General features: G+C 67.2%; 24 protein-coding genes. 16 read left to right on the top strand and 8 right to left on the bottom strand.

The annotated features are described in order from the left end of the window. The first annotated feature begins 7 nt into the window (after window positions 1–7). Window positions 8–1,816 (top strand): protein-disulfide reductase DsbD family protein, encoded by a 1,809-nt coding sequence (locus ML540_RS01885; protein WP_243358154.1) that lies wholly within the window; start codon window positions 8–10, stop codon window positions 1,814–1,816. A 50-nt stretch (window positions 1,817–1,866) separates the two neighbouring features. Continuing rightward, entirely contained in the window at window positions 1,867–2,310 is a 444-nt protein-coding gene (locus ML540_RS01880) for a hypothetical protein (RefSeq protein ID WP_243358153.1), read from the top strand. Here the strand turns inward: ML540_RS01880 and aroC are convergent. The 7 genes from aroC to ML540_RS01845 form a co-directional block, all read right to left on the bottom strand. Then, window positions 2,293–3,348 carry a chorismate synthase gene (aroC, locus tag ML540_RS01875; RefSeq protein ID WP_243358152.1) on the bottom strand — a complete coding sequence of 352 codons (1,056 nt, stop codon included), beginning with the start codon at window positions 3,346–3,348 and terminating at the stop codon, window positions 2,293–2,295. The two genes, ML540_RS01880 and aroC, sit on opposite strands and share 18 nt — an antisense overlap. A 120-nt stretch (window positions 3,349–3,468) precedes the next feature. Then, window positions 3,469–5,979 carry an endopeptidase La gene (gene lon / locus ML540_RS01870; protein WP_243358151.1) on the bottom strand — a complete coding sequence of 837 codons (2,511 nt, stop codon included), beginning with the start codon at window positions 5,977–5,979 and terminating at the stop codon, window positions 3,469–3,471. Window positions 5,980–6,000: 21 nt separating this feature from the next. Next, on the bottom strand, window positions 6,001–6,276 hold the full coding sequence (locus tag ML540_RS01865; protein ID WP_243358149.1) for an acylphosphatase: 276 nt from the start codon (window positions 6,274–6,276) through the stop codon (window positions 6,001–6,003). 48 nt (window positions 6,277–6,324) lie between these two features. Beyond that, complete coding sequence (gene radC / locus ML540_RS01860; protein WP_243358148.1) at window positions 6,325–7,011, bottom strand: RadC family protein; 687 nt, start codon at window positions 7,009–7,011, stop codon at window positions 6,325–6,327. Window positions 7,012–7,123: 112 nt separating this feature from the next. After that, window positions 7,124–8,107 (bottom strand): DNA polymerase III subunit delta, encoded by a 984-nt coding sequence (locus tag ML540_RS01855; protein WP_243358146.1) that lies wholly within the window; start codon window positions 8,105–8,107, stop codon window positions 7,124–7,126. Continuing rightward, entirely contained in the window at window positions 8,104–8,769 is a 666-nt protein-coding gene (locus ML540_RS01850; protein WP_243358145.1) for an NAD(P)H-dependent oxidoreductase, read from the bottom strand. The genes ML540_RS01855 and ML540_RS01850 overlap by 4 nt, the downstream gene beginning before the upstream one ends. Further along, on the bottom strand, window positions 8,766–9,359 hold the full coding sequence (locus ML540_RS01845; protein WP_243358143.1) for a flavodoxin family protein: 594 nt from the start codon (window positions 9,357–9,359) through the stop codon (window positions 8,766–8,768). The genes ML540_RS01850 and ML540_RS01845 overlap by 4 nt, the downstream gene beginning before the upstream one ends. Window positions 9,360–9,460: 101 nt before the next feature. Here ML540_RS01845 and ML540_RS01840 point away from each other — a divergent pair, with 101 nt between their 5' ends. The 7 genes from ML540_RS01840 (at window position 9,461) to ML540_RS01810 (ending at window position 16,018) form a co-directional block, all read left to right on the top strand. Then, the gene (locus ML540_RS01840) at window positions 9,461–9,778 is read left to right on the top strand and encodes a hypothetical protein (RefSeq protein ID WP_243358141.1); all 318 of its coding nucleotides are present in this window, start codon (window positions 9,461–9,463) and stop codon (window positions 9,776–9,778) included. An 85-nt stretch (window positions 9,779–9,863) separates the two neighbouring features. Then, window positions 9,864–11,012 carry a chromate efflux transporter gene (gene chrA, locus ML540_RS01835; protein WP_243358139.1) on the top strand — a complete coding sequence of 383 codons (1,149 nt, stop codon included), beginning with the start codon at window positions 9,864–9,866 and terminating at the stop codon, window positions 11,010–11,012. 19 nt (window positions 11,013–11,031) lie between these two features. Continuing rightward, window positions 11,032–12,120 carry a chromate transporter gene (locus ML540_RS01830; RefSeq protein ID WP_243358137.1) on the top strand — a complete coding sequence of 363 codons (1,089 nt, stop codon included), beginning with the start codon at window positions 11,032–11,034 and terminating at the stop codon, window positions 12,118–12,120. Window positions 12,121–12,228: 108 nt separating this feature from the next. Further along, window positions 12,229–12,645: a hypothetical protein gene (locus tag ML540_RS01825; RefSeq protein WP_243358136.1), complete on the top strand. Its 417-nt coding sequence runs from the start codon at window positions 12,229–12,231 to the stop codon at window positions 12,643–12,645. 180 nt (window positions 12,646–12,825) lie between these two features. Then, window positions 12,826–13,290 carry a FadR/GntR family transcriptional regulator gene (locus ML540_RS01820; protein ID WP_243358135.1) on the top strand — a complete coding sequence of 155 codons (465 nt, stop codon included), beginning with the start codon at window positions 12,826–12,828 and terminating at the stop codon, window positions 13,288–13,290. 83 nt (window positions 13,291–13,373) lie between these two features. Then, entirely contained in the window at window positions 13,374–13,805 is a 432-nt protein-coding gene (locus ML540_RS01815) for an MOSC domain-containing protein (protein WP_243358134.1), read from the top strand. 164 nt (window positions 13,806–13,969) lie between these two features. Beyond that, window positions 13,970–16,018 (top strand): ATP-binding protein, encoded by a 2,049-nt coding sequence (locus ML540_RS01810; RefSeq protein WP_243358133.1) that lies wholly within the window; start codon window positions 13,970–13,972, stop codon window positions 16,016–16,018. Between the two features lie 15 nt (window positions 16,019–16,033). On the opposite strand, the gene ML540_RS01805 is transcribed toward ML540_RS01810, so the two are convergent. After that, window positions 16,034–17,008, bottom strand: coding sequence for an HD-GYP domain-containing protein (locus ML540_RS01805; protein WP_243358132.1), 975 nt, complete (start codon window positions 17,006–17,008; stop codon window positions 16,034–16,036). Between the two features lie 380 nt (window positions 17,009–17,388). On the opposite strand from ML540_RS01805, the gene ML540_RS01800 reads away from it, so the two are divergent. The 7 genes from ML540_RS01800 to ML540_RS01770 all read left to right on the top strand — a co-directional run bounded on the left by ML540_RS01800 (window position 17,389) and on the right by ML540_RS01770 (window position 21,789). Continuing rightward, entirely contained in the window at window positions 17,389–17,556 is a 168-nt protein-coding gene (locus ML540_RS01800) for a flagellar biosynthesis anti-sigma factor FlgM (RefSeq protein ID WP_243358131.1), read from the top strand. 97 nt (window positions 17,557–17,653) lie between these two features. After that, window positions 17,654–17,842 (top strand): ferredoxin, encoded by a 189-nt coding sequence (locus ML540_RS01795; RefSeq protein WP_243358130.1) that lies wholly within the window; start codon window positions 17,654–17,656, stop codon window positions 17,840–17,842. A 10-nt stretch (window positions 17,843–17,852) separates the two neighbouring features. Further along, window positions 17,853–18,737, top strand: a complete 885-nt coding sequence (locus ML540_RS01790; RefSeq protein ID WP_243358129.1) for a universal stress protein — start codon at window positions 17,853–17,855, stop codon at window positions 18,735–18,737. 84 nt (window positions 18,738–18,821) lie between these two features. Further along, complete coding sequence (gene apgM, locus ML540_RS01785) at window positions 18,822–20,027, top strand: 2,3-bisphosphoglycerate-independent phosphoglycerate mutase (protein WP_243358128.1); 1,206 nt, start codon at window positions 18,822–18,824, stop codon at window positions 20,025–20,027. Further along, window positions 20,024–20,452: an acyl-CoA thioesterase gene (locus ML540_RS01780; RefSeq protein ID WP_243358127.1), complete on the top strand. Its 429-nt coding sequence runs from the start codon at window positions 20,024–20,026 to the stop codon at window positions 20,450–20,452. The genes apgM and ML540_RS01780 overlap by 4 nt, the downstream gene beginning before the upstream one ends. Then, a complete protein-coding gene (locus ML540_RS01775) occupies window positions 20,449–21,237 on the top strand; it encodes an amidohydrolase family protein (protein WP_243358126.1) in 789 nt (262 codons plus the stop codon). The genes ML540_RS01780 and ML540_RS01775 overlap by 4 nt, the downstream gene beginning before the upstream one ends. A gap of 150 nt (window positions 21,238–21,387) precedes the next feature. Beyond that, window positions 21,388–21,789, top strand: a complete 402-nt coding sequence (locus ML540_RS01770; protein WP_243358125.1) for a response regulator — start codon at window positions 21,388–21,390, stop codon at window positions 21,787–21,789. Window positions 21,790–21,867 lie beyond the last annotated feature (78 nt).

The following is a 21,867-nucleotide window of genomic DNA, read 5'->3' as shown; positions in this document are numbered from 1 at the left end:
GCCCTGCATGCATGGATTTTTGACGGTTCTGGCCCTTCTGCTGGCCCTGGCTTCCCCCCTGCGGGCGCAGCCCACGCCGGTCTCCACCAGCTGGGAGCTGGCCTCCCTGCCGGGAGGCGGGCTCGTGGCCGTACTCTGGCTCACCCCTGGGCAGGGCTACAAGACCTACGGCAACGAACCCTCCGAGGCGGGCATGCCCACCCGGGTCCAGGCCACGCTCACCCCCAGGGGCACTCCCCTGCCGGTGCTCTACCCGCCCGGCAAGGCCACCCTCGACCTCTTCGAAAAGGACAAGACCGTGGCCGTGTACGACGGCCCCACCCCCATCTTCGTGCCCCTGCCCGCCGACGCCCCGCCGGAGTTCGGCCTGGAGGCCAAGGTGAGCCTGCTGGCCTGTACGGACACCAGCTGCTGGCCCATGTCCATCGAGACCACCTTCTCATCAAAGGAGGCGCCCTCACCCGCTCCCGCGGACAAGCAGCCCTGGTGGGGCCGGTTCGCCGATCTGGCCCGGCAGTCCCCGTCCACGCCGGTGCTGGAGAGTGTGGCCAAGGCCGCCCCGGCGGCGACGGACTGGACCTTCTCGCCCCGCTCCGCCAGCCCCCGGCTGGAGGTGAACGGCCTGCTCAAGGCCCTGCCCCTGGCGTTTCTGGCCGGCTTCATCCTGAACCTCATGCCCTGCGTGCTGCCCGTGGCCTGTCTGAAGCTCTCGAGCCTGCTGGCCGCGTGCTCACTGGACCAGGGATGCGACCGCCACGCCAAGATCCGCAGCCACAACGTCTTCTTCGCCCTGGGCATCCTGGCCTATTTCTGCGTGATGGCCGTGGTTCTGGGCGCGGCGGAGATGGCCTGGGGGCAGCTCTTCCAGCAGCCGGGGCTCATCCTGGGCGCGGCTGCCGTGCTCTTCTCCATGGGGCTTTCGCTCTTCGGGGTGTTCCATCTGCCCGTGGTGGACCTGAAAATCGGCGCGCGCCCCGGCCACAGCCCCAAGACCCAGGCCCTGGCCACGGGTTTTCTGGCCACGCTCCTGGCCACGCCGTGCTCCGGGCCATTTCTGGGCGGCGTGCTGGCCTGGACCCTCCTGCAGCCCGTGGCCGTGGTGATGACCGTGTTCGTGGGCATCGGCGTGGGCATGGCCTCGCCCTACCTGGTGCTGGCCGCGCGGCCCGAGCTGACCCGCTTCGTGCCCCGCCCCGGAGCCTGGATGAACCACCTGGAGAAGCTGGCCGGATTTCTCATCATGGCCACCTGCCTCTACTTCCTGACCATCCTGCCCCAGGCCCTGCTGCTTCCGGCCCTGGCGGCGCTGCTGGCCACCGCATTCGCCTGCCACGCCTGGGGGGCCTGGACCAACCTGTCCCAAGGCCCCTTCACCCGCTGGGCTATCCGGACGGCTGCCATGGCCCTGGCCGTGGGCGCGTGCTTCTGGGCCCTTACGCCCCCGGCGCCCGAAACCGCAGTCTGGCGCCCCTTCGACAAGGCCGCCTTCAACCAGGCCTTGGGCAAGGAGAACCTGCTCCTGGACTTCACAGCGGACTGGTGCCCCACCTGCAAGGCGTTGGAGAAGACGGTGCTCGCTGGCGACGCCGTGGCCAAGCTCCAGAAACGTCACGGCTTCATCGCCATGCGCGTGGACCTCACCCGCGAAGATCCCGAGGCCATGGCGCTCTTGCGCGCCTTGGGTTCGGCCTCCATCCCCGTGGCGGCGGCCTTCCCCAAGGGCGAGGAGGCGAAAAAGCCCGTGGTCCTGCGGGATCTGTTCACGTCGGGCCAGTTGGGCGAGGCCCTCAAGGAAGCTTTCGGCGAGGGGAAATAACCGTCGACACCGGCCCGCCCGGGGGCCGGAATCATTCATGCGGAGGGATCGTGAGCAAGGACAGCAAACCGGAATTCAAACGCCCCATGGCCCCCAAGACCGGGGCGATCGTCCTGTTCGGGGCGCTTGCGGCCACGGCGACCGCCACATGGGTTCTCTCGAGGCTTTTCCCCCTGGACGTAAGCGAGCTGGAAAAGCTGAAGCTGACCATGACCAGCGACGGGGCATGGATGATCCTCGGGGCATGGACGATCTTCCCGGCGGTGTTCGCCGCGGCCTTCACGCTCATGGCCAAGGGGGTGGACCCCATGCGCGTGGCCATCGCCTACGCCGGAGTCACCTACTTCCTGCAGTGCTACGCCGAGCTCACGGCGCGCGACAACGTGGCCATGTGGCCGGAACTCCTGTTCACGGCCGTGCCCACCATCATCCTCTATGGGATCATGTCCAGATACGCGCCCAAGCAGGGCGACGAATCAGATTCCCCGTCCTGAGAGCAGCCAGAAATCGGCCAGGGTCAGGCAGACCATGGCCTCCAGCACCGGGTTTATGCGCGGGATGGCGCTGATGTCGTGGCGGCCGCCCACCGTGATGGTGGTCTCTTCGCCGGTCACGGTGATGGTGCGCTGCTCGATGCCCACCGAGGCGATGGGCTTCACCGCGCACCGCACCACGATGTCCTGGCCCGTGCTGATGCCGCCGAGCGTGCCGCCCGCCCGGTTGGAGGCGAAGCCGTCCTTGGTGAGGGGGTCGTTGTTCTTGGAGCCGTAGTTGCGCGCGGCCTGAAGGCCCTCGCCGATCTCCACTGCCTTCACCGCGCCCACTCCCATGAGAGCGTAGGCCAGGCGCGCGTCGATCTTGTCGAAAACCGGCTCGCCCAGGCCCGCCGGGGCACCCTTGGCCGTCACGCACACCACGCCGCCCAGGGAGTCGCCCTCGGCCTTCACCTGGCGCACCCGGTCCTCCCAGATGTCCACCACGTAGTCGTCCGGAGCGTAGAAGGGACGGTTGCGGGCGTTCACCGGGTCCATGCACTGAGCCGGGATGTCGCCGAGCTCCTTGGTGTAGGAGTACACCGTGACGCCGTGGCGCGCGAGCAGCTGGCGGGCGATCTCGCCCCCGGCCACGCGCGCGGCCGTCTCGCGGCCCGAGGCGCGGCCGCCGCCCCGGTAGTCGCGGATGCCGTACTTGGCCTGGTAGGTGAAGTCGGCGTGGCCGGGCCGGAACACGTCCTTGATGTCGGAATAGTCGTGGGAGCGCTGGTCGGTGTTCTCGATGATGAACCCGATGGGCATGCCGGTGGTGACGCCATCGAACACGCCCGAGAGGATGCGGACCTTGTCGGCCTCCTTGCGGGGCGTGGAGGCTGTGCCCCCTTGGCCGGGGCGGCGCTTGTCCAGGCCCTGCTGGATCATGGCTTCGGTGAGGGGCAGTCCGGCCGGGCAGCCGTCGAGGACGCCGCCGATGGCGGGGCCGTGGGATTCGCCGTAGGTGGTGAGCCTGAAGAGGCTTCCGAAGGTATTTGCGCTCATGGGCGGGCACGCTAGCCCGGATGGGGGGCGCGGGGCAAGAGGGAAGGCTGCATCAATCAAACGAAAACGGCCCGGAGGCTTGCGCCTCCGGGCCGTCGTTTCTTCAATCGCTGATCCGGACTATTTCTTCTTGGCGGCGGCCTTTGCGGGCGCGGCCTTCTTCACTTCAGGCTTCGCCACCGGCTTCTCGGCAGGCTTCTCTTCCGGCTCGATGCCGCAGGCCAGCGGCCACACCTCGTCGATCCGCTCGATGAGCTTCACCTTGATGCGCCCGCGCAGTTCGGCCGGGATGTCCGCCAGATCCTTCTCGTTGCGCGCCGGGATGAGCACGCGCTTCATGCCGGCGGACACCGCCGCCAGGATCTTCTCCTTGATGCCGCCCACCGGCAGCACGCGTCCGCGCAAGGATATCTCGCCGGTCATGGCCACGTCGTTGCAGACGGGCGTGTTGGTGAGCGCGGAAATGAGCGCCGTCACCAGCGTCACGCCCGCCGACGGGCCGTCCTTGGGGGTCGCGCCAGCCGGGATGTGGATATGGATGTCGCGCTTCTCCAAAAACGCCGGGTCGATGCCCAGCTTTTCGGACTTGGCCCTCGCGTAGGAGAGCGCCGCCTGGGCGGATTCCTTCATCACCTCGCCCAGCTTGCCGGTCATGATGAGCGCGCCCTTGCCGGGCATGGTGGTCACCTCGATGTGCAGGATCACGCCGCCCACAGGGGTCCAGGCCAGGCCCACGGCCACGCCGGGGGGCAGTTCGCGCTCCTTCTCTTCCTCCAGGTAGCGCGGAATGCCCAGCAGCTTGGGGAGCAGCTTGCCCGTGACCTTGAACGGACCCGTTTCCCCTTCGGCCTTCCTGCGGGCCAGCTTGCGGCAGATGGTGCCCACCTCGCGCTCCAGGTTCCGAAGCCCGGCCTCGCGCGTGTACTCGCGGATGGTCTTGCCCAGAACCTGATCGCTCATCTCCATGTCGTTCTTCTTGAGCCCGTTTTCCTTCACCTGGCGCGGCAGGAGGTATTTGCGCGCGATCTTGACCTTCTCCTGCTCGGTGTAGCCGGGTATCTGGATCACCTCCATGCGGTCCAGGAGCGGGCCGGGGATGGTGTCGAGCATGTTGGCCGTGCACACGAACATCACCTTGGACAGGTCGAAGGGCACCCCCAGGTAGTGGTCCTGGAAGGAGAAGTTCTGTTCAGGATCCAGCACCTCGAGCAGGGCCGAGGTGGGGTCGCCCCGGTAGTCCGCGCCCACCTTGTCGATCTCGTCCAGCATGATGACCGGATTCTTGGTGCCGGCGGTCTTGATGGACTGGATGATGCGCCCGGGCATGGCGCCGATGTAGGTGCGCCGGTGGCCCCTGATCTCGGCCTCGTCGCGCATGCCGCCAAGGGACATGCGCACGAACTTGCGCCCGAGCGAGCGCGCGATGGAGCGCCCGAGGCTGGTCTTGCCCACGCCCGGAGGCCCCACGAAGCACAAAATGGGGCCCTTCATCTTGGGGTTCAGCTTGCGCACGGAGAGATACTCCACGATGCGCTCCTTGACCTTCTCCAGGCCGTAGTGGTCCTCCTGGAGGATGGCGTTGGCCTGCTTGATGTCCAGGCGGTCCTTGGACATCTTCTTCCAGGGCAGCTCGGTGATCCAGTCGAGGTAGGTGCGGATGACCGACGCCTCGGAGGAATCCGGGTGCATGGAGCTTAACCGTTTGAGCTGCTTGTCGGCCTCGGTCTTGACCTCCTTGGGAAGCCCGGCCTTTTCGATGGCCTTGCGCAGCTCGTCGAGCTCGTCGGTTTCCTCCTGGCCCTCGCCCAGCTCCTTGCGGATGGCCTTCATCTGCTCGCGCAGGAAGAAGTCCTTCTGGGCCTTGTCCATTCCTTCCTTGGCCATGGACTGGATCTTGTGCTGCATGGAGGCCACCTCGACCTCCTTGTTGAGCTGGGAGTTCACCAGCTCCAGCCGTTCCACGGGCTCCAGGGTCTCCAGTATCTTCTGGGCCTCCTCCACCTTCATGCGCAGGTTGGAGGCGATGAGGTCGGCCAGGCGGCCCGGCTCGTTGACGGAGTTGAGCACGCTCATGATGTCCGTGGCGGAGATGCCGCGCAGGGAGAGAATCTTTTCGCTCTGCTCGCGGGCGGCGCGCATCATGGCTTCCTCGCCCACGCCCACGTCCTTGGTCTCGGCCTCCTCCAGCACCTCGGCCAGGGCCTCCAGGTGGGGATCGGTCTTGGTGAAGCGGCGCACGCGAGCGCGGGTCAGGCCCTGCACCAGCACCTTGAGGCGTCCGTCGGGCATCTTGAGCATACGCATGATCATGCCCACGGTGCCGGTGGCGTAGAGGTCGTCGGGACCGGGCTCGTCCACCTTCTCGTCCTTCTGGGTGAGGATGAGGATGTAGCGGTTGGAGTTGAGCGCGGCGTCCACGGCGGCCACGGATTTCTCCCGGCCCACGAACAGGGGCAGGATCATGTAGTTGAAGACCACGATGTCTCGCACCGGCAGCACCGGCAGGATGGCCGGGATGTCCAGCTTGGCCTGGTCCGGGCCGGGAGCGGTGGGGTCCTCGGAAACGGGATGCTCGTGCGGTTCCTCGGGCAGCGGGCTCACGGCGGTGTCGTTGTCGATGTCTATGCTCATGGATCGCTCCTTGATTTCGTGTCAGCGTCTGATCCGGAAGTCCTCGAACCGCGCCTCATGATCGGGATAGGCCACGTCCACGGCGTCCACGCGGGCAAGAAAAGGCCCCTTGCGCAGACGTTTCTCCAACTCGGCCAGGGCCTGGTCCTGCCCCTGGGCCAAAACCTCCACCCGCCCGTCGGGCAGGTTGCGCGCGAAGCCCGTAAGCCCCAGATCGCGCGCCTCGTCCAGGACGAAGGCCCTGTAGGCCACTCCCTGGACGCGCCCTTCGACGAGGCAGTGCATGGTGCGGGGCATTTTCGGCTCCTCCCTGCAATGTTCCGCCATGGGATTATGGCAGCCACTCTACATCAAACGGGCCTTCTTGAAACTGAAATATTGCTTGCCCGCCACAATCACGTGGTCCAGCACCCTCACCCCCAGCCCGTGGGCCGCCAGCGACACCTGCCGGGTGATCTCCCGGTCCTTGTCCGAGGGCTTGGGATCGCCCCCGGGATGGTTGTGCACCATGATCACCCCGGCCGCCTGGCGGGAGAGGGCCAGGGCCAGTATCTCGCGCGGATACACCGGGGTCTGGTCCACCGTCCCCCGGCTGACCCGCTCCCAGCCGAGCACCCGGTTGGCCCCGTCCAGCAGGAGCACCCAGAATTCCTCGGTGGCCAGGTTGCCCAGGCGCTCGCGGGCGAGATCGGCCACCACTCCGGGGTCGTCCACCAGCACGCGCTCGCGCACGTCCTGCTCGCCCAGGCGGGCAAGAAACTCCCGCCACAGGGCCCAAAAGGCCGTCAGCCCCTCGCCCACCCCGTCCACGGCGGCCAATTCGGTCTCGCGGGCCTGGTAAACGCCGCGCAGGCTGCCGAAATGCGCCAAAAGCGCCTTGGCCAGGGGTTTGTTGTCCCGCCTGGGGTTGGCGTAGCCCAGGAGCAGTTCAAGGATCTCGTAGTCCGCCAGGGCCCGGGAATCCTGCCGAAGGCGGTCCTTCAGGCGGCTTCTGTGGCCCAGGTAGTGCGGACGGTCCTTTTTTGTAAGCATGATCCTGCCTTTGCGCAAGTCCCGAGAGCGTTCCGGACGATAAAGTGCGGAAAAAAGCCGCCTACTGGACAGCAGTAGCGGAAACAGGCGGGGGTTTCAAAGCAAAAACGGGTCAAACCCGCGATCGTACCCGGGCGAACAGGGCGTGCAGGTCGGCCACAAGCATCTCCAGGGCCTGGTCCGCCGACTTGCGTCCGAACTTCACCGAGGATTCGGCCTCCATGATCAGGTCCCAGAGCTTGGCCAGCCCGGCCCGGCCCAGGCGTCCGGCCATGGGGGTCTTGAGCTTCTTCACGTAGGGGTGGACCTTGCAGTCCGGGTCTTCGTGCAGGAGCTGCCACATGGTCCTGGCCTCGCGCGAGAGGATGGCCAGGAACTGGAACAGAAACCCGTCGTCGCTGGCCAGCTGGTGGCCGAACACGGTGCGCCATACCCCGGCCGGGTCGCGCCCCTCCTCCAGGGCCTTCATGAAGCCGAAGATGTCCAGCTCCGCCTCCACGCTCACAAGCGAAAGCTGCTCCAGGCCGATCACGCCGTCCACGGCGGCCAGCTCCATCTTTTCCAGCTCCCGCGCGCAGGCGGTCATGTCCCGGGGGAGCACCCGGGCCAACTCCTGCAGCACGCCCTTGCCGAAGTTCAGGCGGTGCGCCCCGGCCCAGTCGCGTAGCGTGGGGATCATGGTCTCCTCGGTGAGGCCCGGGGAAATCCACACCCAGTCCTTCTTCTGGCCCACCTTCCAGTAGGGCCTGTCCGTCAGGCCCTTGGGGAGCGACGGCCCCTTCTTGGGGTCCTGCGGCCCTTCCAGGCAGATGACCGGCCACACGTGCTGGTTGAACCCGGCCAGGGGCCGGGCGAGCTTCTCCCAGAAGTCGGCCCCGAGGCCCTCGGCGCGGCGGAGCACCACGGCCTTGGGCTCGGCGAAAAGGCTCACCGAGGACAGCGCCTGCCAGTAGGCCGCATCGAAGTCGTCGGCGTCGCCCCAGAACACCTGGCGGACGAAGCCGCCGCCGCTGGCGGCCATGAGGCGTTCGAAGCGGCGCTTGACCATTTCGGGATCGGGACAGACGAGAAAGGTGAATCCGGGACGGTCGCTCATGGTCTCCTGAAGGGCGTCGCGCCAAGTTTGAACAGTGTCCTCCGCTTCCAGGCCCGGGCCAGCCACCCGGCCTCGGCCAAGAACAGATAGAGCCGGTGGGGGATAAGGGGCTCGCCCGCCAGGCGGACGGCCTCTTCAGGGACTGATCCGCCCCGGTCGAGGGCTTCGGCTGCCAGGTCCAGCGCCCGGATGACCTTGCGCGCCATGCGCCCCCGGCTCTCCAAGGGGCCGTGGCCAAGAGCCCCGCCGCCGCCAACGCCAAGGCCCCCGGCCCACTCCAACCCGGCCTCGCGGGCGAACAGGCGGCAGGCGTCCAGGCACACGCCGGTGTGGAAGGACTCCGGAAAGCCGCAGGCGAACACGGCGGCGAAGCGGCGTCCCCTGGAGCCCTGCCCGGGCTCCTCGGCCAGGAATTCCATGGCGCGCACCACCGGGGCGGGGGGCGCGTCCACGTAGACCGGCGCGGCCAGCACAGTCAAATCCGCGCCCAAAAACTCACCTGAGAGCCTGGCCCGGCCTTCCTGGGATTCCATGAGCCCCGTGACTGCAAGCGTCCGCCGCTGCCAGCCCAGCCGCGCAAGCCGGTCCAGGAGGGCCTCGCCGAGCATCCGGGACACGCTTTCGGCCCTGGGGCTTCCCGAGAGAAGGAGCGCCGTCTTCACCACGCTTTCCCGCCGGAAACGCCCAGACCCGCCAGAACCTTGAGGCACGCCTCGCGCTGCGCCGCCCAGGGCCTGTCGCCGTCGAGCACCAAGGCGTCCCAGGCCGGGGAGCGGAAATTCCAGGCGTTCCGCTCCACCAGCCGGGTGAACAGTTCCACCGCCTCGGGGTCCGGGCCAGGCAGCCAGCCCACGCCCAGAAACACCGGATAGGACCGGTAGCGGGCCGTGTGGCGGGTGGGCCCGGCGGAGGAAGCCGCCTCGAAATGCGGCGAGATGAGGCAGATCATGCGGTCCAGCGCCTTCTTGGCCTGCCAGGACCACACCCCGAAGCGCACCGGCGAAAACACCGCCGTGAGCCCCGAGGCGATCACCGCCCTGGCCGCCAGTTCGGACGCGTCCTGGACCGGGCAGCGCCCCGGCGTATCCGTCCAGCAGGCGAAGCAGCCGCGGCAGGGGGCCATGGGCAGCTCGGCCAGGGGGAAGGACTCCACCTGGCACCCGCAGTCGGACAAGGCCCGGCGCAGGGCGTCGGCCCCCTGGCGGCAGGCGTCGTTTCTGGGCGGGGTGGCGTCGAGAAGGACGGTGCGCATTTGGGGAGTTTTCCCACTCGACCCCTCTTCGTCAACGACTTATCTAGGCTATGCTCCCCCTTCACCGAAACTCGGACCGTGCCGTGTCCCAGGAGGTTCCCATGCGCCACGCCCTTGCCACCCTTGCCGCCGTGACCGTCCTGTCGGGTCTGGCCCAAAGCCCTGCCGCCCAGGCCCAGACCATCATCGCAACCGGCGACGCCACCGTGTTCATATCCGGCAACCGTTCCCGAATGGCAGCCAGCATCGACCAGTTCGGGAACCTGACCCTGGTGGCCCCGCCCCAGGCCGGAGGACCGTTCCTGTATAATCCCAGGACCGGAACCCTGACCGGGCCCGGCTTCCAGACCATCACCATCCCCGGCCAGGGGGGCGTTGGCCTGCCCCTGATCGACCCGGTGTTCCTGTTCGGATTCTGAACCGGTCCGGACCTGTTTTCTTTTCGGCCCCATGGCCGTATCCTGCGCGTTCAACAGCCCACGGGCAGCACGCACGGGAGCAGCCATGTCCGCAAAGACGTCTCTGTGGTCGATCTTCAAGTGCTTTTTCACGGCCGGGGCAACGGCCTACGGCGGTCCGGCCATGATGCCGGTCCTGCGCCGCGAGGTGGTGGACAAGCGGAGCTTCGTCAGCCGCGAGGAGTTCCGCCTGGGCCTGGGGCTGTGCCAGATCATCCCCGGCGGCACCCTCATGCAGCTTTCGGCCTACATCGGGCTCAAGCTGCGCGGGCTTTGGGGCGCACTGGCCGCCTATGTGGGATTTTCCGCCCCGGCCTTCCTGCTCATGACGCTGCTCTCCACGTTCTACTCCGGCACCCGCAGCACGCCCCTGGCCCACAGCGTCTATTCCGGGCTCAAGGTGGTGGTGCTGGCCATCTGCCTCATGTCCTGCCTGGATTTCGTCAAGCGCTTCGCCCCTACGCGTCGCCATCAGGCGTTCACCGCCGGAGCCGCCGCCCTGTTCCTGGCCGGGGCGGGCATCGTGCCCATCGTGGGCGGGGCCGCCCTGCTCGGGATATTCTTCCTGGACCCGGGACCGGCGCCCGAGATCGGGGACGGCCCGGCCGGGAACGGCGCCCTGCGCCTGGCCGTGTGCACCGGGCTGGCGATACTGGCGGGCCTGGGCGCCTTGTACCTGGCGGACAGGATGCTCTTCCAACTGGCCGTGTCCATGATCAAGGTGGACATGCTGTCCTTCGGAGGATTCGGCATCTTTCCGGTGATGTTCGCCGAGGTGGTGGAACACCGCCACTGGATCGACGGCTCAACCTTCATCGAGGGCATGGCCCTGGCCCAGGTGACCCCCGGCCCGACCATGCTGGCCTCGGCATTCGTGGGCTACGTGCTGCGCGGCGTGGCCGGGGCGGTCACGGCCTCGGTGAGCATCTTCTCCGGCTCCTTCGTGGTGGTGCTGGCCGCAGCCCACTACCGCAATGCGATCCTGCGCTCCCGCCAGGCGCGGATGGCCCTGTCCGGGGTGCTGGCCACCCTGGGGGGCATGATCGTGGCCGTGAGCTGGACCCTGGCCAAGGACGTGCCCTGGGGGTGGCAGTCCTCGGCGCTTCTGGTGCTGGCCCTGGGGGCGCTGGTCAAGAAGGTTCCGGTCTACTGGATCGTGCTGGCGGCGGCTGGACTGTCCATGGCCATCTATTGATGATAGGGGTCCGGAGGACATGACCACGCAAACCTCCCTGGCGGCCATCTTCCTGCGTTCCCTGAAGGGCAGCGCGGTCGCGTTCGTGCGCCCGGGAAGGACGGGCGCAGCGCCTTCCTTCCTGGACTCCCTGCCCTGCGGCAGCGCCGCCCAGGCCGCCGCCCTGGCTGGCCTCGACCAGCGGGGCAGGGCGGGGCTTCTCGCGGCCTACACGGGATATTGCCTGCCGTGGTTCGTCCTCATGGCCGGTCTCGGAGCGGCCTATCCCGCCCTGACCGGGCTTTCCGCCGCGCAGCCGCTCCTGTCCGGCCTTCGGGCCATGGTCCCGGCCCTGTGCCTGGCGGCGGGGATCAACGTCCTCTCGCCCCGGCGCGACAAGCCCATCCTCCTGGCCCTGGCCCTGGGCGCGGGCATGCTCTTCTTCCTGGGGCTCAAGCCCTTCTCCATGCTGCTCGGCGGGGCGGTGATCGGGGTGCTCATGCTTCCCGAGCCCAAGGGCCTTCCCGCGCCGCCCGAATCCTCGCCCTACGCGTGGAAGCTCCCGATCATCCTCTTCCTGGCCTACGCCGCGCTGGCCGGGGCCTTCTTCCTCAAGGACCCGGCCCTGGGCAGGCTCTACCTGCTGGCGGGCAAGGCAGAAATCTGGTCCCTGGGCGGATTCGGAGGCTACCCGCTCCTCTTTGCGGACGCGGTGCGCCTGCGCCACTGGATGGACCAGCCCGCCTTCTCGGACCTGATGGCCCTGGGAGCGCTGGTCCCCGGCCCGGTCACCACGGCCGCGGCCTTCGCCGGAAGCCTGACCATGGGACTCGCCGGAGCCCTGGCCGCCTTCGCCGGGTTCCTGGCGGCCTCCTGCGGCGTGCTGCTGGCGGCCGCGCCCGCGCGCGGGCTGATCGCTTCCTGCATCTGGGCGCGCAAGGCCGTGGACGGAGTGGCGGCAGTGCTCGGCGGCATGGCCCTGGGGCTCGGGGCCCGGTTCGCCCTGGACGCCGCCTGGGACCTGCCCAGGGCCGGGCTGGCCGGCGCGGCGGCCGTGGCGCTGCTCTTCCGTATCCATCCCGCCCTGGTGGCCCTCGGCGCGGCGGCGGCCGGTTTTCTCGCCTTGTAGGCATTCCGGCCGGAAATCTTCCACCCCTCCCTGGCGCAATTTCCCACGCTGGTGTATGGTGGTGTCAACCTGCCGAAGGCAGACACCCGCTACCCCAAGGAGACCTCCATGCGCCGCATGCTTCCCGCATTCATCGTCCTGGCGGCCTTTGTCGCGCTCGCTGGCTGCCGCAGCCTGAACTCCATCTCCGACGCGGACGTGGCCGGCACGCCCACCGTGTACGCCAAGGTCGTGAACGCCCCCAACCCGCTGTTCATGGGCCACTGGCGGCGCATCCCCCCGGCCGAGATCAACAAACCGTGGATATTCGACTATTCCCTGGTGAAGAAGGGCGACAAATACGCCGTGTACTACTTCTACGACTCCAGGAAGAAGAACAGCTTCGCGGGTTGGGCCGACTTCACCCTGGACGGCGACACCATGACCTCGGGCGTGGACGGGGTGATGTTCAAGGTGAAGGGGGGCGAGGTCATCATGTTCTACCCCGGGCGGAGCGACGAATACAAAATGCAGAAGGTCGACTAGTCCGGGGCCGTCCCGGTCGCGTCCAAAAGGCCGGGTCCGCCCGGCCTTTTCCGTGGCCCGAAGCGCGCCGGGCGCCGCGCAGCCACGGCCTTATCCAGCCGACGCGACAGGCTCGCGCTTGCCTGCTCCCCGGGCCCCGGATAAAGTCCGCCAACGTCACCCCCGCAGCGGAGGCCCCCCATGGGAAACCCGACCCTGTCCGACGCCTTCGGCAAATTGATCGCGGCCAACCCCGAACGCGTTCGCGAGGCCATCGAATTCAGGCTCGTGGTGGAGCCGGAGGTGGCTGCCCTGGCCGCCGCCCGGCGCACCGAGGACGACCTGGCCCGCATCAGGAAACTCATGGTCCTGCAGGAGGCCTCCGGGGAGGAGGGCTTTTCCGGCCTGGACGCGCGCTTCCACATGGCCCTGGCCCGGGCCACCAAGAACGAGGTCATCTGGGAGATGGCCGCCATGCTCCAGGACCTGCTCTCCGAGAGCCGAGCCGCCCACCTGCTCAGCCAGGAGCGCTCCCTGGCATCCCTGCGCGGGCACCGGCGCATCCTCGAGGCCCTGGAGAACGCTGACCCGGAAGCCTGCCGTGAGGCCATGCGCGACCACCTTCTCAACGTGGGGACGCTGGCCGGGGAAACGCCGACGCCCTGAGCCGTCAACGCGGGAATGGCGGCTTGCCTATTTCCCACCAAAAAGGTATGCAAAAAGAAACCCGAGTTGTTACGGAGGGTTCCATGCCCGTTGTACGAGCCGTGTGCGTGAGCGTCAGAACCGGAGAAAAGAAAGCTCCGGTGGATTCCATAGAACTGGTCGTGGACAGCGGCGTGGCCGGAGACGCCCACGCGGGCACGGGCAGGCAGGTGAGCCTGCTGGACTTCGGCAGCATGGAGCTCATGCGCGAGAAGCTCCCCACCATCGGGCCCGGAGCCTTCGCGGAGAACATCGCCGTGGAGGGCTTGAACGCCCTGGGGCTGGCCGTGGGCCAGCGCATCTCCGTGGGCGGCTCGGCCGTGCTCGAAATCACCCAGATCGGAAAGACCTGCCATCATGGATGCGAGATCCGCCGCATCGTGGGGGACTGCATCATGCCCAAGCAGGGGCTCTTCGCCAAGGTGCTGGCGGCAGGCCGGGTGAAACCCGGCGACCCTCTCGAGCGTCTGAACTGATAATCGATTGGCCCGGGCGAATCCGCGCTTCACATCTGACGTGGCTGCGGATAGAATGCCTGAAGGCGCCACCGGGATAATCCCGCAGTGCGGCTCTTTCCATACGTATCAAGCGCAAGGAGGAAGCCTGTGCGACATCCTTTCGCACCGGCAAGGCTTTCGGCATGACGTCGTCGTCCCAGGCGCGCCCCCCCTTGAGTGGAGCCGACCCGGCCGGCGGCGCGCCCTCCGGCGGCCCCGCTTCCGGGTTCAAAAGCCTGTCCTGGCGCCTGGCCCTGTGGATGCTCGCGTTTTCCCTGGCGGCCACAGCCGCTGAATCGGGCATATCCCTCCGGGCCAAATATCTCGAATTCCTTGCCGACAAAGAGGATGAGCTCCGCGAGATCGAGGAGTCAAACCTGCATCCCCTGGCCCACTCCCTCTGGAACATGGACGAGAGGGCGCTGGCCATCCAGCTGGACGGCATCCGCCAACTGCCCGACGTGGAGCGCATCGAGGTCTACTCCGAGGGGCGCCTTGCGGCCGAGGCGGGATCGGTGGCCAGCCAGGGGCGCCTTGCGGCCGAGGCGGGATCGGTGGCCAGCCAGGGGCGCCTTGCGGCCGAGGCGGGATCGGTGGCCAGCCAGGGGCGCCTGGAGCGGTCGAGCGCGCTGACCTACGAGTTCCGGGGCAAATCCGTTCCCGTGGGGGAGCTGCGGGTCGTTGTGGGCCTGGACGCCGGACGCGACAGGCTCCGGCACGACGCGGCCATCACCGTGGTGCTGGAATCGGCCAAGAACCTGGTCCTGGCGGCGGCGCTGCTTTTGCTCTTCTATTTCATGGTGGCCAGGCACCTGCGCAAGATGGCCGGGCACGCCAGGAACCTGACCGTCACCGGCCTCGAGCAGCCCCTCGTCCTGGATAGGACGCCGCCGCGCGACCGCGGCAGGGACGAGATGGACCTGCTGGCGGACGCCCTGGAGACCATGCGCGTCAACCTGTCCACGTCCATCTGCGGCCTGCGCTCGGCCAACGAGAACCTGCGCCAGGAGGTCTCGCGCCGCCAGATGGCCGAGAAGGAGCTCAAGGCCACCCGCGCCCAGCTCCAGGACATTCTCGACTCCATGCCCTCGGCGGTCATCGGCCTCTCGGCCGAACGCCTCGTCACCCATCTCAACGCCACGGCCACCAAGCTGAGCGGCCTCACCCCGGAGCAGGCCCTTGGCCGCCCCCTGGGCGAGGTCCTGCCCGCCCTGGCCGAATACGAACCCCTCGTCTTCCAGGCCATGCGCGGGCAGGCCCCGGTCATCCGCGACCGCCTGAGCCTCGCCATGGGCGAGACCCGCATGGAGGCCCGGCTGGTGGTCTACCCCTTGCGAGCGGCCATGTCCCGGGGCGTGGTGGTGCGCGTGGACGACGAAACGCAGCGGGCCAGGATGGAGGAGGTGCTGATCCAGTCGGAAAAGATGGCCTCCCTGGGCGGCCTGGCGGCAGGCATGGCCCATGAGATCAACAATCCCCTGGCCGGAGTGCTCCAGAACGCGCAGAGCCTGCAACGCCGCCTGTCCAGGGGGCTTCCCGCCAACGAGGGCGCGGCCCGGGACGCTGGAATCAGCATGGACGGCCTTGAGCGCTACCTGTCGGCGCGCGAGATACCGGAGCTGCTGGGTGGGGTCCGCGCATCCGGCGAGCGCGCCGCGCGCATCGTGCTGAACATGCTCAAGTTCGCCAGGCGCAGCCACCCCTGCCATGAGGCGCACAACCTGGCCGAGATCGTGGACGCCGCCGTGGAACTGGCCCAGAGCGACTACGACCTCATCAAGCAGTACGATTTCCGCCGCATCCGCATCGTGAAGCACTACGACCCGGACCTGCCCATGGTCCCCTGCTCCTCGCAGGAGCTGGAACAGGTGGTGCTGAACATCCTCAAGAATTCTGCCCAGGCCCTGGGCGCCGCCAAGGACCGGGCGCAGGAGCCCACCCTGGAGGTGAGCCTGCACGCCGAAGAGGAACGGGCCGTCATCGTGTTGCGCGACAACGGCCCGGGCATGGACGAGCAGGTGAGAAAAAGAATCTTCGAGCCTTTCTTCACCACCAAGGCCCTGGGCGAAGGCACGGGGCTCGGACTCTCGGTGAGCTACTTCATCATCACCCAGACCCACGGAGGGACCATAGAAGTGGACTCCGATCCGGGCAAGGGCACTGCCTTCATCATCCGTCTGCCCCTGAAGTGACGCACTCCGCGCTCCTCACGTGGTCCAGAGGTTTCCGCCCAGCACATCCACCAGCAGTTTGAAGATGTGCTTGTCCAGCTTGCCCCGGTCCACGTCCTTGGCCATGATCTTGAGGGCCTCGAAGGGCGTGTAGGCCCGGCAGTACGGCCGTTCGGCGGTCAGGGCGTCGTAGATGTCCGCGATGGTCACGGCCTGGGCGTAATAGGGGAGGTCGTCCTCTGCAAGTCCCAGGGGATACCCCGAGCCGTCGAGCTTCTCGTGGTGCTTGAGCGCGCACTCGCAGGCCACGTCCGGCAGGCCGGACTGCTTGGCGATGGAAAAACCGAACTGGCTGTGCTTCTTGACGGTGTCGAACTCCGCGTCCGTGAGCCGGGCCGGCTTATCGAGAATCTCGTTGGGAATGAGTTGCTTGCCGATGTCGTGCAGGAAGGCGCCGACGCCCGCGTCGGTCTCGATGGCGTCGAACCTGTTCAGCTGCACCAGCATGACCAGCGTGTAGACGGACACGTTCACACAGTGGCTGTAGGTCTTGTAGTTGTGGTCTATCAGGCGGGCCACGCTCTTGAAGGCTCCAGAGTTGGAGACCAGGAACTCGTAGTTGGACGTAAGCGTCCTTTCGATCTTCTCCAGCATCTCGGGCGGCACCACGTTTCCCGGCAGCCCCGTGGCGAACACCTCGCGCGAAAGCGACGTGCTGTGGTCGTGGAAAATTTCCGCGCGCACGGACAGGGGAATGCCCTCGTTGGAAAGCACCTTCCCGTAATTTTCATAGATGTACTTCTCGAACCGCTTCGAATCGCCGAGATCGATGTACAGTTCCGAAACATCATTTTCTACAAGCGATATTTTGTGCCTGTCCGTCATTTTTTCGCTGGCGGCGAACAGCACGTATGCCTGGGACGTCTTGTTCTTGAGGTAGACGTTAAAGGAAAATGCATCCCCATGAGTGATCAACAACGGGGAGATGGGAAGGTACTTCTGTTCGGACATCGCTTTCGGTCGCCCTGTCACCGGGCCGTGAACGGCCCGGAATGATTCGATATGGTGTACGTAAATATGGACACCGTGCCGATCCGGCCGGCCGCATCGCGGACGCCTTCGAGGCGCGTCTCTCCATAATGGGTCCGGCCTGACACCGAATTGGCGCGGAAGTCAAGCCGCGCAGCGCAACAATGCCCCGACGGCCGGGCCGAAGCCTGGCCGCCCCGGGTTCTGCGGCGCGCGAGGCCCGAAATTGGCGAAAAGATACAGGTCCCACACAATGTTGTGAACATCCAATTAGAATAGCGACACTTTATTTCTCCGTGCCTGCGCTAAAGCCCCGGGAAGGACTGCCGATAATCCTTGTGTACAAGGAACACGGTGGCACCATGGACCGCGAAATAAAACACCCCGACGGCAAGCGAACGGACCCGTCCTCGGAATCCCCCGAGGAGAGGGCCAAGCGCGTGGCCGACATCAAGCGCCGCGTGGCGCAGGGGTCTTACAACGTGGACAGCCGTGAGATCCTCTACAACATGATAAAGACCGCCCCTTGACCTCCGCTTCTTGACTTTCCCAGCGCCATTCGGTTTACATCGAAGCTAGCGGACGGGTTTCGCCCGGCCCAACCACACGTCCCTTGGAGGAACCGACATGGCCATGCCCTATGTGGACCAGGATGAATGCATCGGCTGCGAATCGTGCGTGGAGATCTGCCCCGGGGTTTTTCACATGAACGATGACGGCAAGGCGGAAGTCATCGACGGCGCCTCCGGCGACGAATCCTGCATCCAGGAGGCCATGGACTCCTGCCCGGCCGAGTGCATCCACTGGCAGGACTAGGAGGGAGGCAGTGCCCCCCCTGGAGAAACACCTGCTGGTGACCATATCGGAGGACATCAACGCCCTCTTCGGTCTCCGGTATGTCTACGGCTTCTTCAGCAACCGCGATCTGGTCCGGCTGACCCTGTTTTACGTCACCCCGCGCGTGACGGGCTCGGTCATGTCCGAATCGGTCGTCCCCTATTGCGAGCCGGGGCAGAAGCCGGGGATGGGCACCTCGTGCCGCAAGCCCCCCTCTGCCCTGGCCACGGCCCGCGACTGGCTCCTGGACATGGGATTCCCCCCCGACAGGATCACCCTCAAGTCTTCCCCGGCCAAGCTGGGCACGGTCAAGGACATCGCGGCCGAGGCCGAACAGGGCCTCTACGACGCCGTGGTGCTCGGGCGCAGGGGGCTCTCCTGGTTCGACGAGATCTTCGACGACTCCATCACCCACCGCCTGCTGTGGGAGACCATCACCTTCCCCCTCTGGGTGTGCCGCAACCCCTTGCGCCACCGCAAGAACGTGCTCCTGTGCGTGGACGGTTCCGAACAGTCCCAACGTGTGGCCGACCACGTGGGCTTCATCCTGCGAAACGAGCCCGAACACTCCGTGACCGTGTTCCACAACCGGGCCCAGAGCCTGCCCGAAGGCGAGCGCATCGAGGACATCATGCGCCAGACCGGGGAAATCCTGCGCCAGAACGGCATCGAGGAAGAGCGTATCGACTACCTGGTGAAGTCGTCCAAGGACCCCGCCGACCTGATCCTCAAGCAGGCCCGGGCCGGGGAATACGCCGCCGTGGCCGTGGGACGCTCCGGCGACAGGCCCACCGCCATGGACAACATCTTCGGCACCACCAGCCTGACGCTTCTGCGGAAGCTCGAGGGCGCGGCCCTGTGGATATCCAAGTAGAACGCCGCCCAGGCCACGCCGCCGCAACCGGCTTTTGACAATTCCTTCAAAAAGAGCCACCACCCAGGGCCTGGGAGGCACCGCATGCGACGTAAATTCCTTTTTCTGGTGGCCGACGGCATGGGCGGATGGCCCGGCGAGCTGGACGCGGCCACGGCCATGGAGGCCGCCGCCACCCCGGTCATGGACGCCATGGCCCGCAAGGGCCTGGTGGGCCTGGCCCGCACCATCCCGCCCGGAATGCCTCCCGGCTCCGACGTGGCCAACATGGCCCTCCTGGGCTTCGACCCCGCCTCGCACCACACAGGGCGCGGCCCCATAGAGGCCGCCGCCCAGGGCCTGGAACTGGCCGAGGACGATCTGGTCTGGCGCTGCAACCTGGTCAGCGTGACCGACTACTCCGCGGGCGGCCTGATGCTCGACTACTCCTCTGGCCACATCACCACCGAGCAGTCCCGGCCGCTCATCCAGGCCCTGGACGAATACTGCGCCAAGTGCTCCGACGAATTCGCCCCTTTCCGGTTCTACCCCGGCGTGCAGTACCGCCACCTGCTCGTGCAGCGCGGAGCGGCCTCCCTGCCCGAGGCGAAACTGCCCATCCGCCCCCCCCACGACATCACCGACCAGCCCATCGCCCAGGACCTGGACGCCTACCGCTCCTCGCCGCTCCTCTGGAGCCTGACCCGCTGCGCCGCCCGCTTCTTGGAAGGTTCCGGCAACGCCACCAAGGCCAACGCCATCTGGCCCTGGGGACAGGGCCGGGCGCTCACCCTGCCCGGCTTCGAGCAGGCTTTCGGCATGAAGGGCGCGGTCATCTCGGCGGTGGACCTCATCAAGGGCCTGGGGCGCGCCGCAGGCATGGAGGTCATCGACGTGGAAGGCGCCACCGGACTCCTGGAGACCAACTACGAGGGCAAGGTCCGCGCGGCCATGGATTTCCTCAAGCACGGCGACTTCGCCTTCGTGCACCTGGAAGGCCCCGACGAATGCGGCCACGGCGGCGACGCCAAGGGCAAGGCCGAGGCCGTGGCCCGGTTCGACTCCCGAGTGGCCGCGCCGCTTCTGGAAGCCTTTCCGGACGCCGTTTTCCTGGTCACCTGCGACCACCTGACCCCCATCGCCAAGCGCACCCACGTGAACGACCCCGTGCCCTTCGTGCTCTTCGGCCGGGGCGTGGCGCAAAACGGCGCGACGGCCTTCAGCGAGGCCCAGGCGGCGTCCACCGGACTTCTTGTCGACGAGGGGCACACCCTGCTGGCCTGGGCCCTCAAACAGGCGGGCATGCCGTGATCCGCCCGGGCGAGGAGTTCCCCAAGGCCGAGACGCGCTTCCGGCTGTTTGTTTCCTACGGGGAAACGGACGCCATGGGCGTGGTGTACTACGGCAACTACGCCCACTGGTTCGAGCGGGCGCGCGGGCAGTTCCTGCGCGAGCGCGGGCTCTCCTACGCCGAGGTGGAGCGCCGGGGAGTCATGCTGCCGGTGCGCGAGATGACCGTGCGCTACCTGGCCCCGGCCCGCTACGACGAGGAAATCATTGTGCGCGCGGGCATCAGCCAGTGGACCCGGGCCTCCGTTACCTTCGTCTACCAGGTGTACGGCCCGCCCGAGGCGTCGAAGCCCCTCTGCCTGGGCTCCACCCAGCACGCCTGCGTCGACGCGGGCGGCAAGCCCATGGCCGTACCGCAATGGCTCAAGGACATCTGCGCCGCGTGAGCATCGATTTCCACACCCACGCCTTCCACCCCAAGATCGCCGGCAAGGTCCTCGAGCAGCTCGAGGGCCATTACGGCATCTCGCCCGTGGGCACCGGCGAGATGGACGACCTCCTGGCCCGGCTGGACGCAGCCGGAATCGAGCGGGCCGCCGTGCTCGCCGCCGCCACCGCCCCGGCCCAGGTGATCCCGGCCAACAACTGGGCCATCGAGCTGGCCAGGACCCAGCCCAGGATCGTGCCCTTCGGCACCATCCACCCAGGCTACCCGGACTGCGAGGCCGAACTGGACCGCCTGGAGAGCGCGGGCATCAAGGGCATCAAAATCCACGCGGACTTCCAAGGATTCCGCCTGGACGACCCGGCCCTCTTCCCCGTGCTGGAGGCCATCCGGGGGCGCTTCGTGGCCCTGTTCCACGTGGGCGACCGCCTGCCCCCGGAGAAGAACCCCTCCTGCCCGGCCAAGCTGGCCGCCATCCACCGCGACTTCCCGGGCCTGACCATCGTGGCCGCGCACCTGGGCGGCTACCTGCACTGGGCCGAGGCCCTCACGCACCTGGCCGGGTCGGACATCTACCTGGACACATCCTCCAGCCTGCCCTTCATCGACGGAGGCCTGCTCGCCTCCATCCTGGATCGCCATCCCGCCGAGCGCGTGCTCTTCGGCAGCGACTACCCTCTTTTCGACCCCGCCCGGGAGATCGCCCGCCTGCGGCAACGCCTGGGTCTTTCCGACGCCGACCTGGAACTGCTCCTGGCAAACGGCGAGGCCCTCCTCGCGGACTGACCCGGCCAGTCCGGCTCGGCACAGGCGTTTGACAGCCTGGCGCGAAATCCGTATACAATCGACACTATTCCATCACCCGCTTCCAAGCACCGGGGTCGCATCTTGAGACAGAACCCGTTTCCATCCACGGCAACCATCACAGGGGACGCCATGCGCGTATTGATAGTCGAGGACGAAATCTCCCACCGGATGCTGCTGCAACGCTACCTGCGCGATGTCTGCGCCGCCGACGTGGCGGTCAACGGACGCGAGGCCGTGGACGCCTTCCGCCTGGCCATGGATGAAGGCGATCCCTATTCCCTGATACTGCTCGACCTCGAGATGCCGGAAATGAACGGCCAGGAGGCGCTGCTGGCCATGCGGGACATCGAGGCTTCCGCGGGCGTGCCGCCGGGCCGGGAAACCAAGGTCCTGGTCATCACCGCCCACAACGACCAGAAGAAGGTCTGCGATGCCTTCTTCAAGGGCAACGCGGCGGGATACCTGGTCAAGCCGGCCAAGGAATCCTCCCTGCTGGGGCTCATCGAGGAACTGGGCGTCCTCCCTCATTAAGACATTCCCCTCGGGCGCTGGCCGGGCACGGACATGTGCCCGGCCACTTTTTTTCGCCACCATGTTGACATTGATTCT

Source organism: Fundidesulfovibrio terrae (genome assembly GCF_022808915.1).
Classification (GTDB): domain Bacteria; phylum Desulfobacterota; class Desulfovibrionia; order Desulfovibrionales; family Desulfovibrionaceae; genus Fundidesulfovibrio; species Fundidesulfovibrio terrae.
Note: the sequence above shows the minus strand (reverse complement) of the source record. Positions and strands in the feature narration are given on the sequence as shown.

Coding starts and splice junctions, on each gene's coding strand:
- ML540_RS01885 (WP_243358154.1), top strand. CDS start 8: ATGCATGGATTTTTGACGGTTCTGGCCCTTCTGCTGGCCCTGGCTTCC.
- aroC (WP_243358152.1), bottom strand. CDS start 3,348: ATGAGCGCAAATACCTTCGGAAGCCTCTTCAGGCTCACCACCTACGGC.
- lon (WP_243358151.1), bottom strand. CDS start 5,979: ATGAGCATAGACATCGACAACGACACCGCCGTGAGCCCGCTGCCCGAG.
- ML540_RS01865 (WP_243358149.1), bottom strand. CDS start 6,276: ATGCCCCGCACCATGCACTGCCTCGTCGAAGGGCGCGTCCAGGGAGTG.
- radC (WP_243358148.1), bottom strand. CDS start 7,011: ATGCTTACAAAAAAGGACCGTCCGCACTACCTGGGCCACAGAAGCCGC.
- ML540_RS01855 (WP_243358146.1), bottom strand. CDS start 8,107: ATGAGCGACCGTCCCGGATTCACCTTTCTCGTCTGTCCCGATCCCGAA.
- ML540_RS01845 (WP_243358143.1), bottom strand. CDS start 9,359: ATGCGCACCGTCCTTCTCGACGCCACCCCGCCCAGAAACGACGCCTGC.
- ML540_RS01840 (WP_243358141.1), top strand. CDS start 9,461: ATGCGCCACGCCCTTGCCACCCTTGCCGCCGTGACCGTCCTGTCGGGT.
- chrA (WP_243358139.1), top strand. CDS start 9,864: ATGTCCGCAAAGACGTCTCTGTGGTCGATCTTCAAGTGCTTTTTCACG.
- ML540_RS01830 (WP_243358137.1), top strand. CDS start 11,032: ATGACCACGCAAACCTCCCTGGCGGCCATCTTCCTGCGTTCCCTGAAG.
- ML540_RS01825 (WP_243358136.1), top strand. CDS start 12,229: ATGCGCCGCATGCTTCCCGCATTCATCGTCCTGGCGGCCTTTGTCGCG.
- ML540_RS01820 (WP_243358135.1), top strand. CDS start 12,826: ATGGGAAACCCGACCCTGTCCGACGCCTTCGGCAAATTGATCGCGGCC.
- ML540_RS01815 (WP_243358134.1), top strand. CDS start 13,374: ATGCCCGTTGTACGAGCCGTGTGCGTGAGCGTCAGAACCGGAGAAAAG.
- ML540_RS01810 (WP_243358133.1), top strand. CDS start 13,970: ATGACGTCGTCGTCCCAGGCGCGCCCCCCCTTGAGTGGAGCCGACCCG.
- ML540_RS01805 (WP_243358132.1), bottom strand. CDS start 17,008: ATGTCCGAACAGAAGTACCTTCCCATCTCCCCGTTGTTGATCACTCAT.
- ML540_RS01800 (WP_243358131.1), top strand. CDS start 17,389: ATGGACCGCGAAATAAAACACCCCGACGGCAAGCGAACGGACCCGTCC.
- ML540_RS01795 (WP_243358130.1), top strand. CDS start 17,654: ATGGCCATGCCCTATGTGGACCAGGATGAATGCATCGGCTGCGAATCG.
- apgM (WP_243358128.1), top strand. CDS start 18,822: ATGCGACGTAAATTCCTTTTTCTGGTGGCCGACGGCATGGGCGGATGG.
- ML540_RS01770 (WP_243358125.1), top strand. CDS start 21,388: ATGCGCGTATTGATAGTCGAGGACGAAATCTCCCACCGGATGCTGCTG.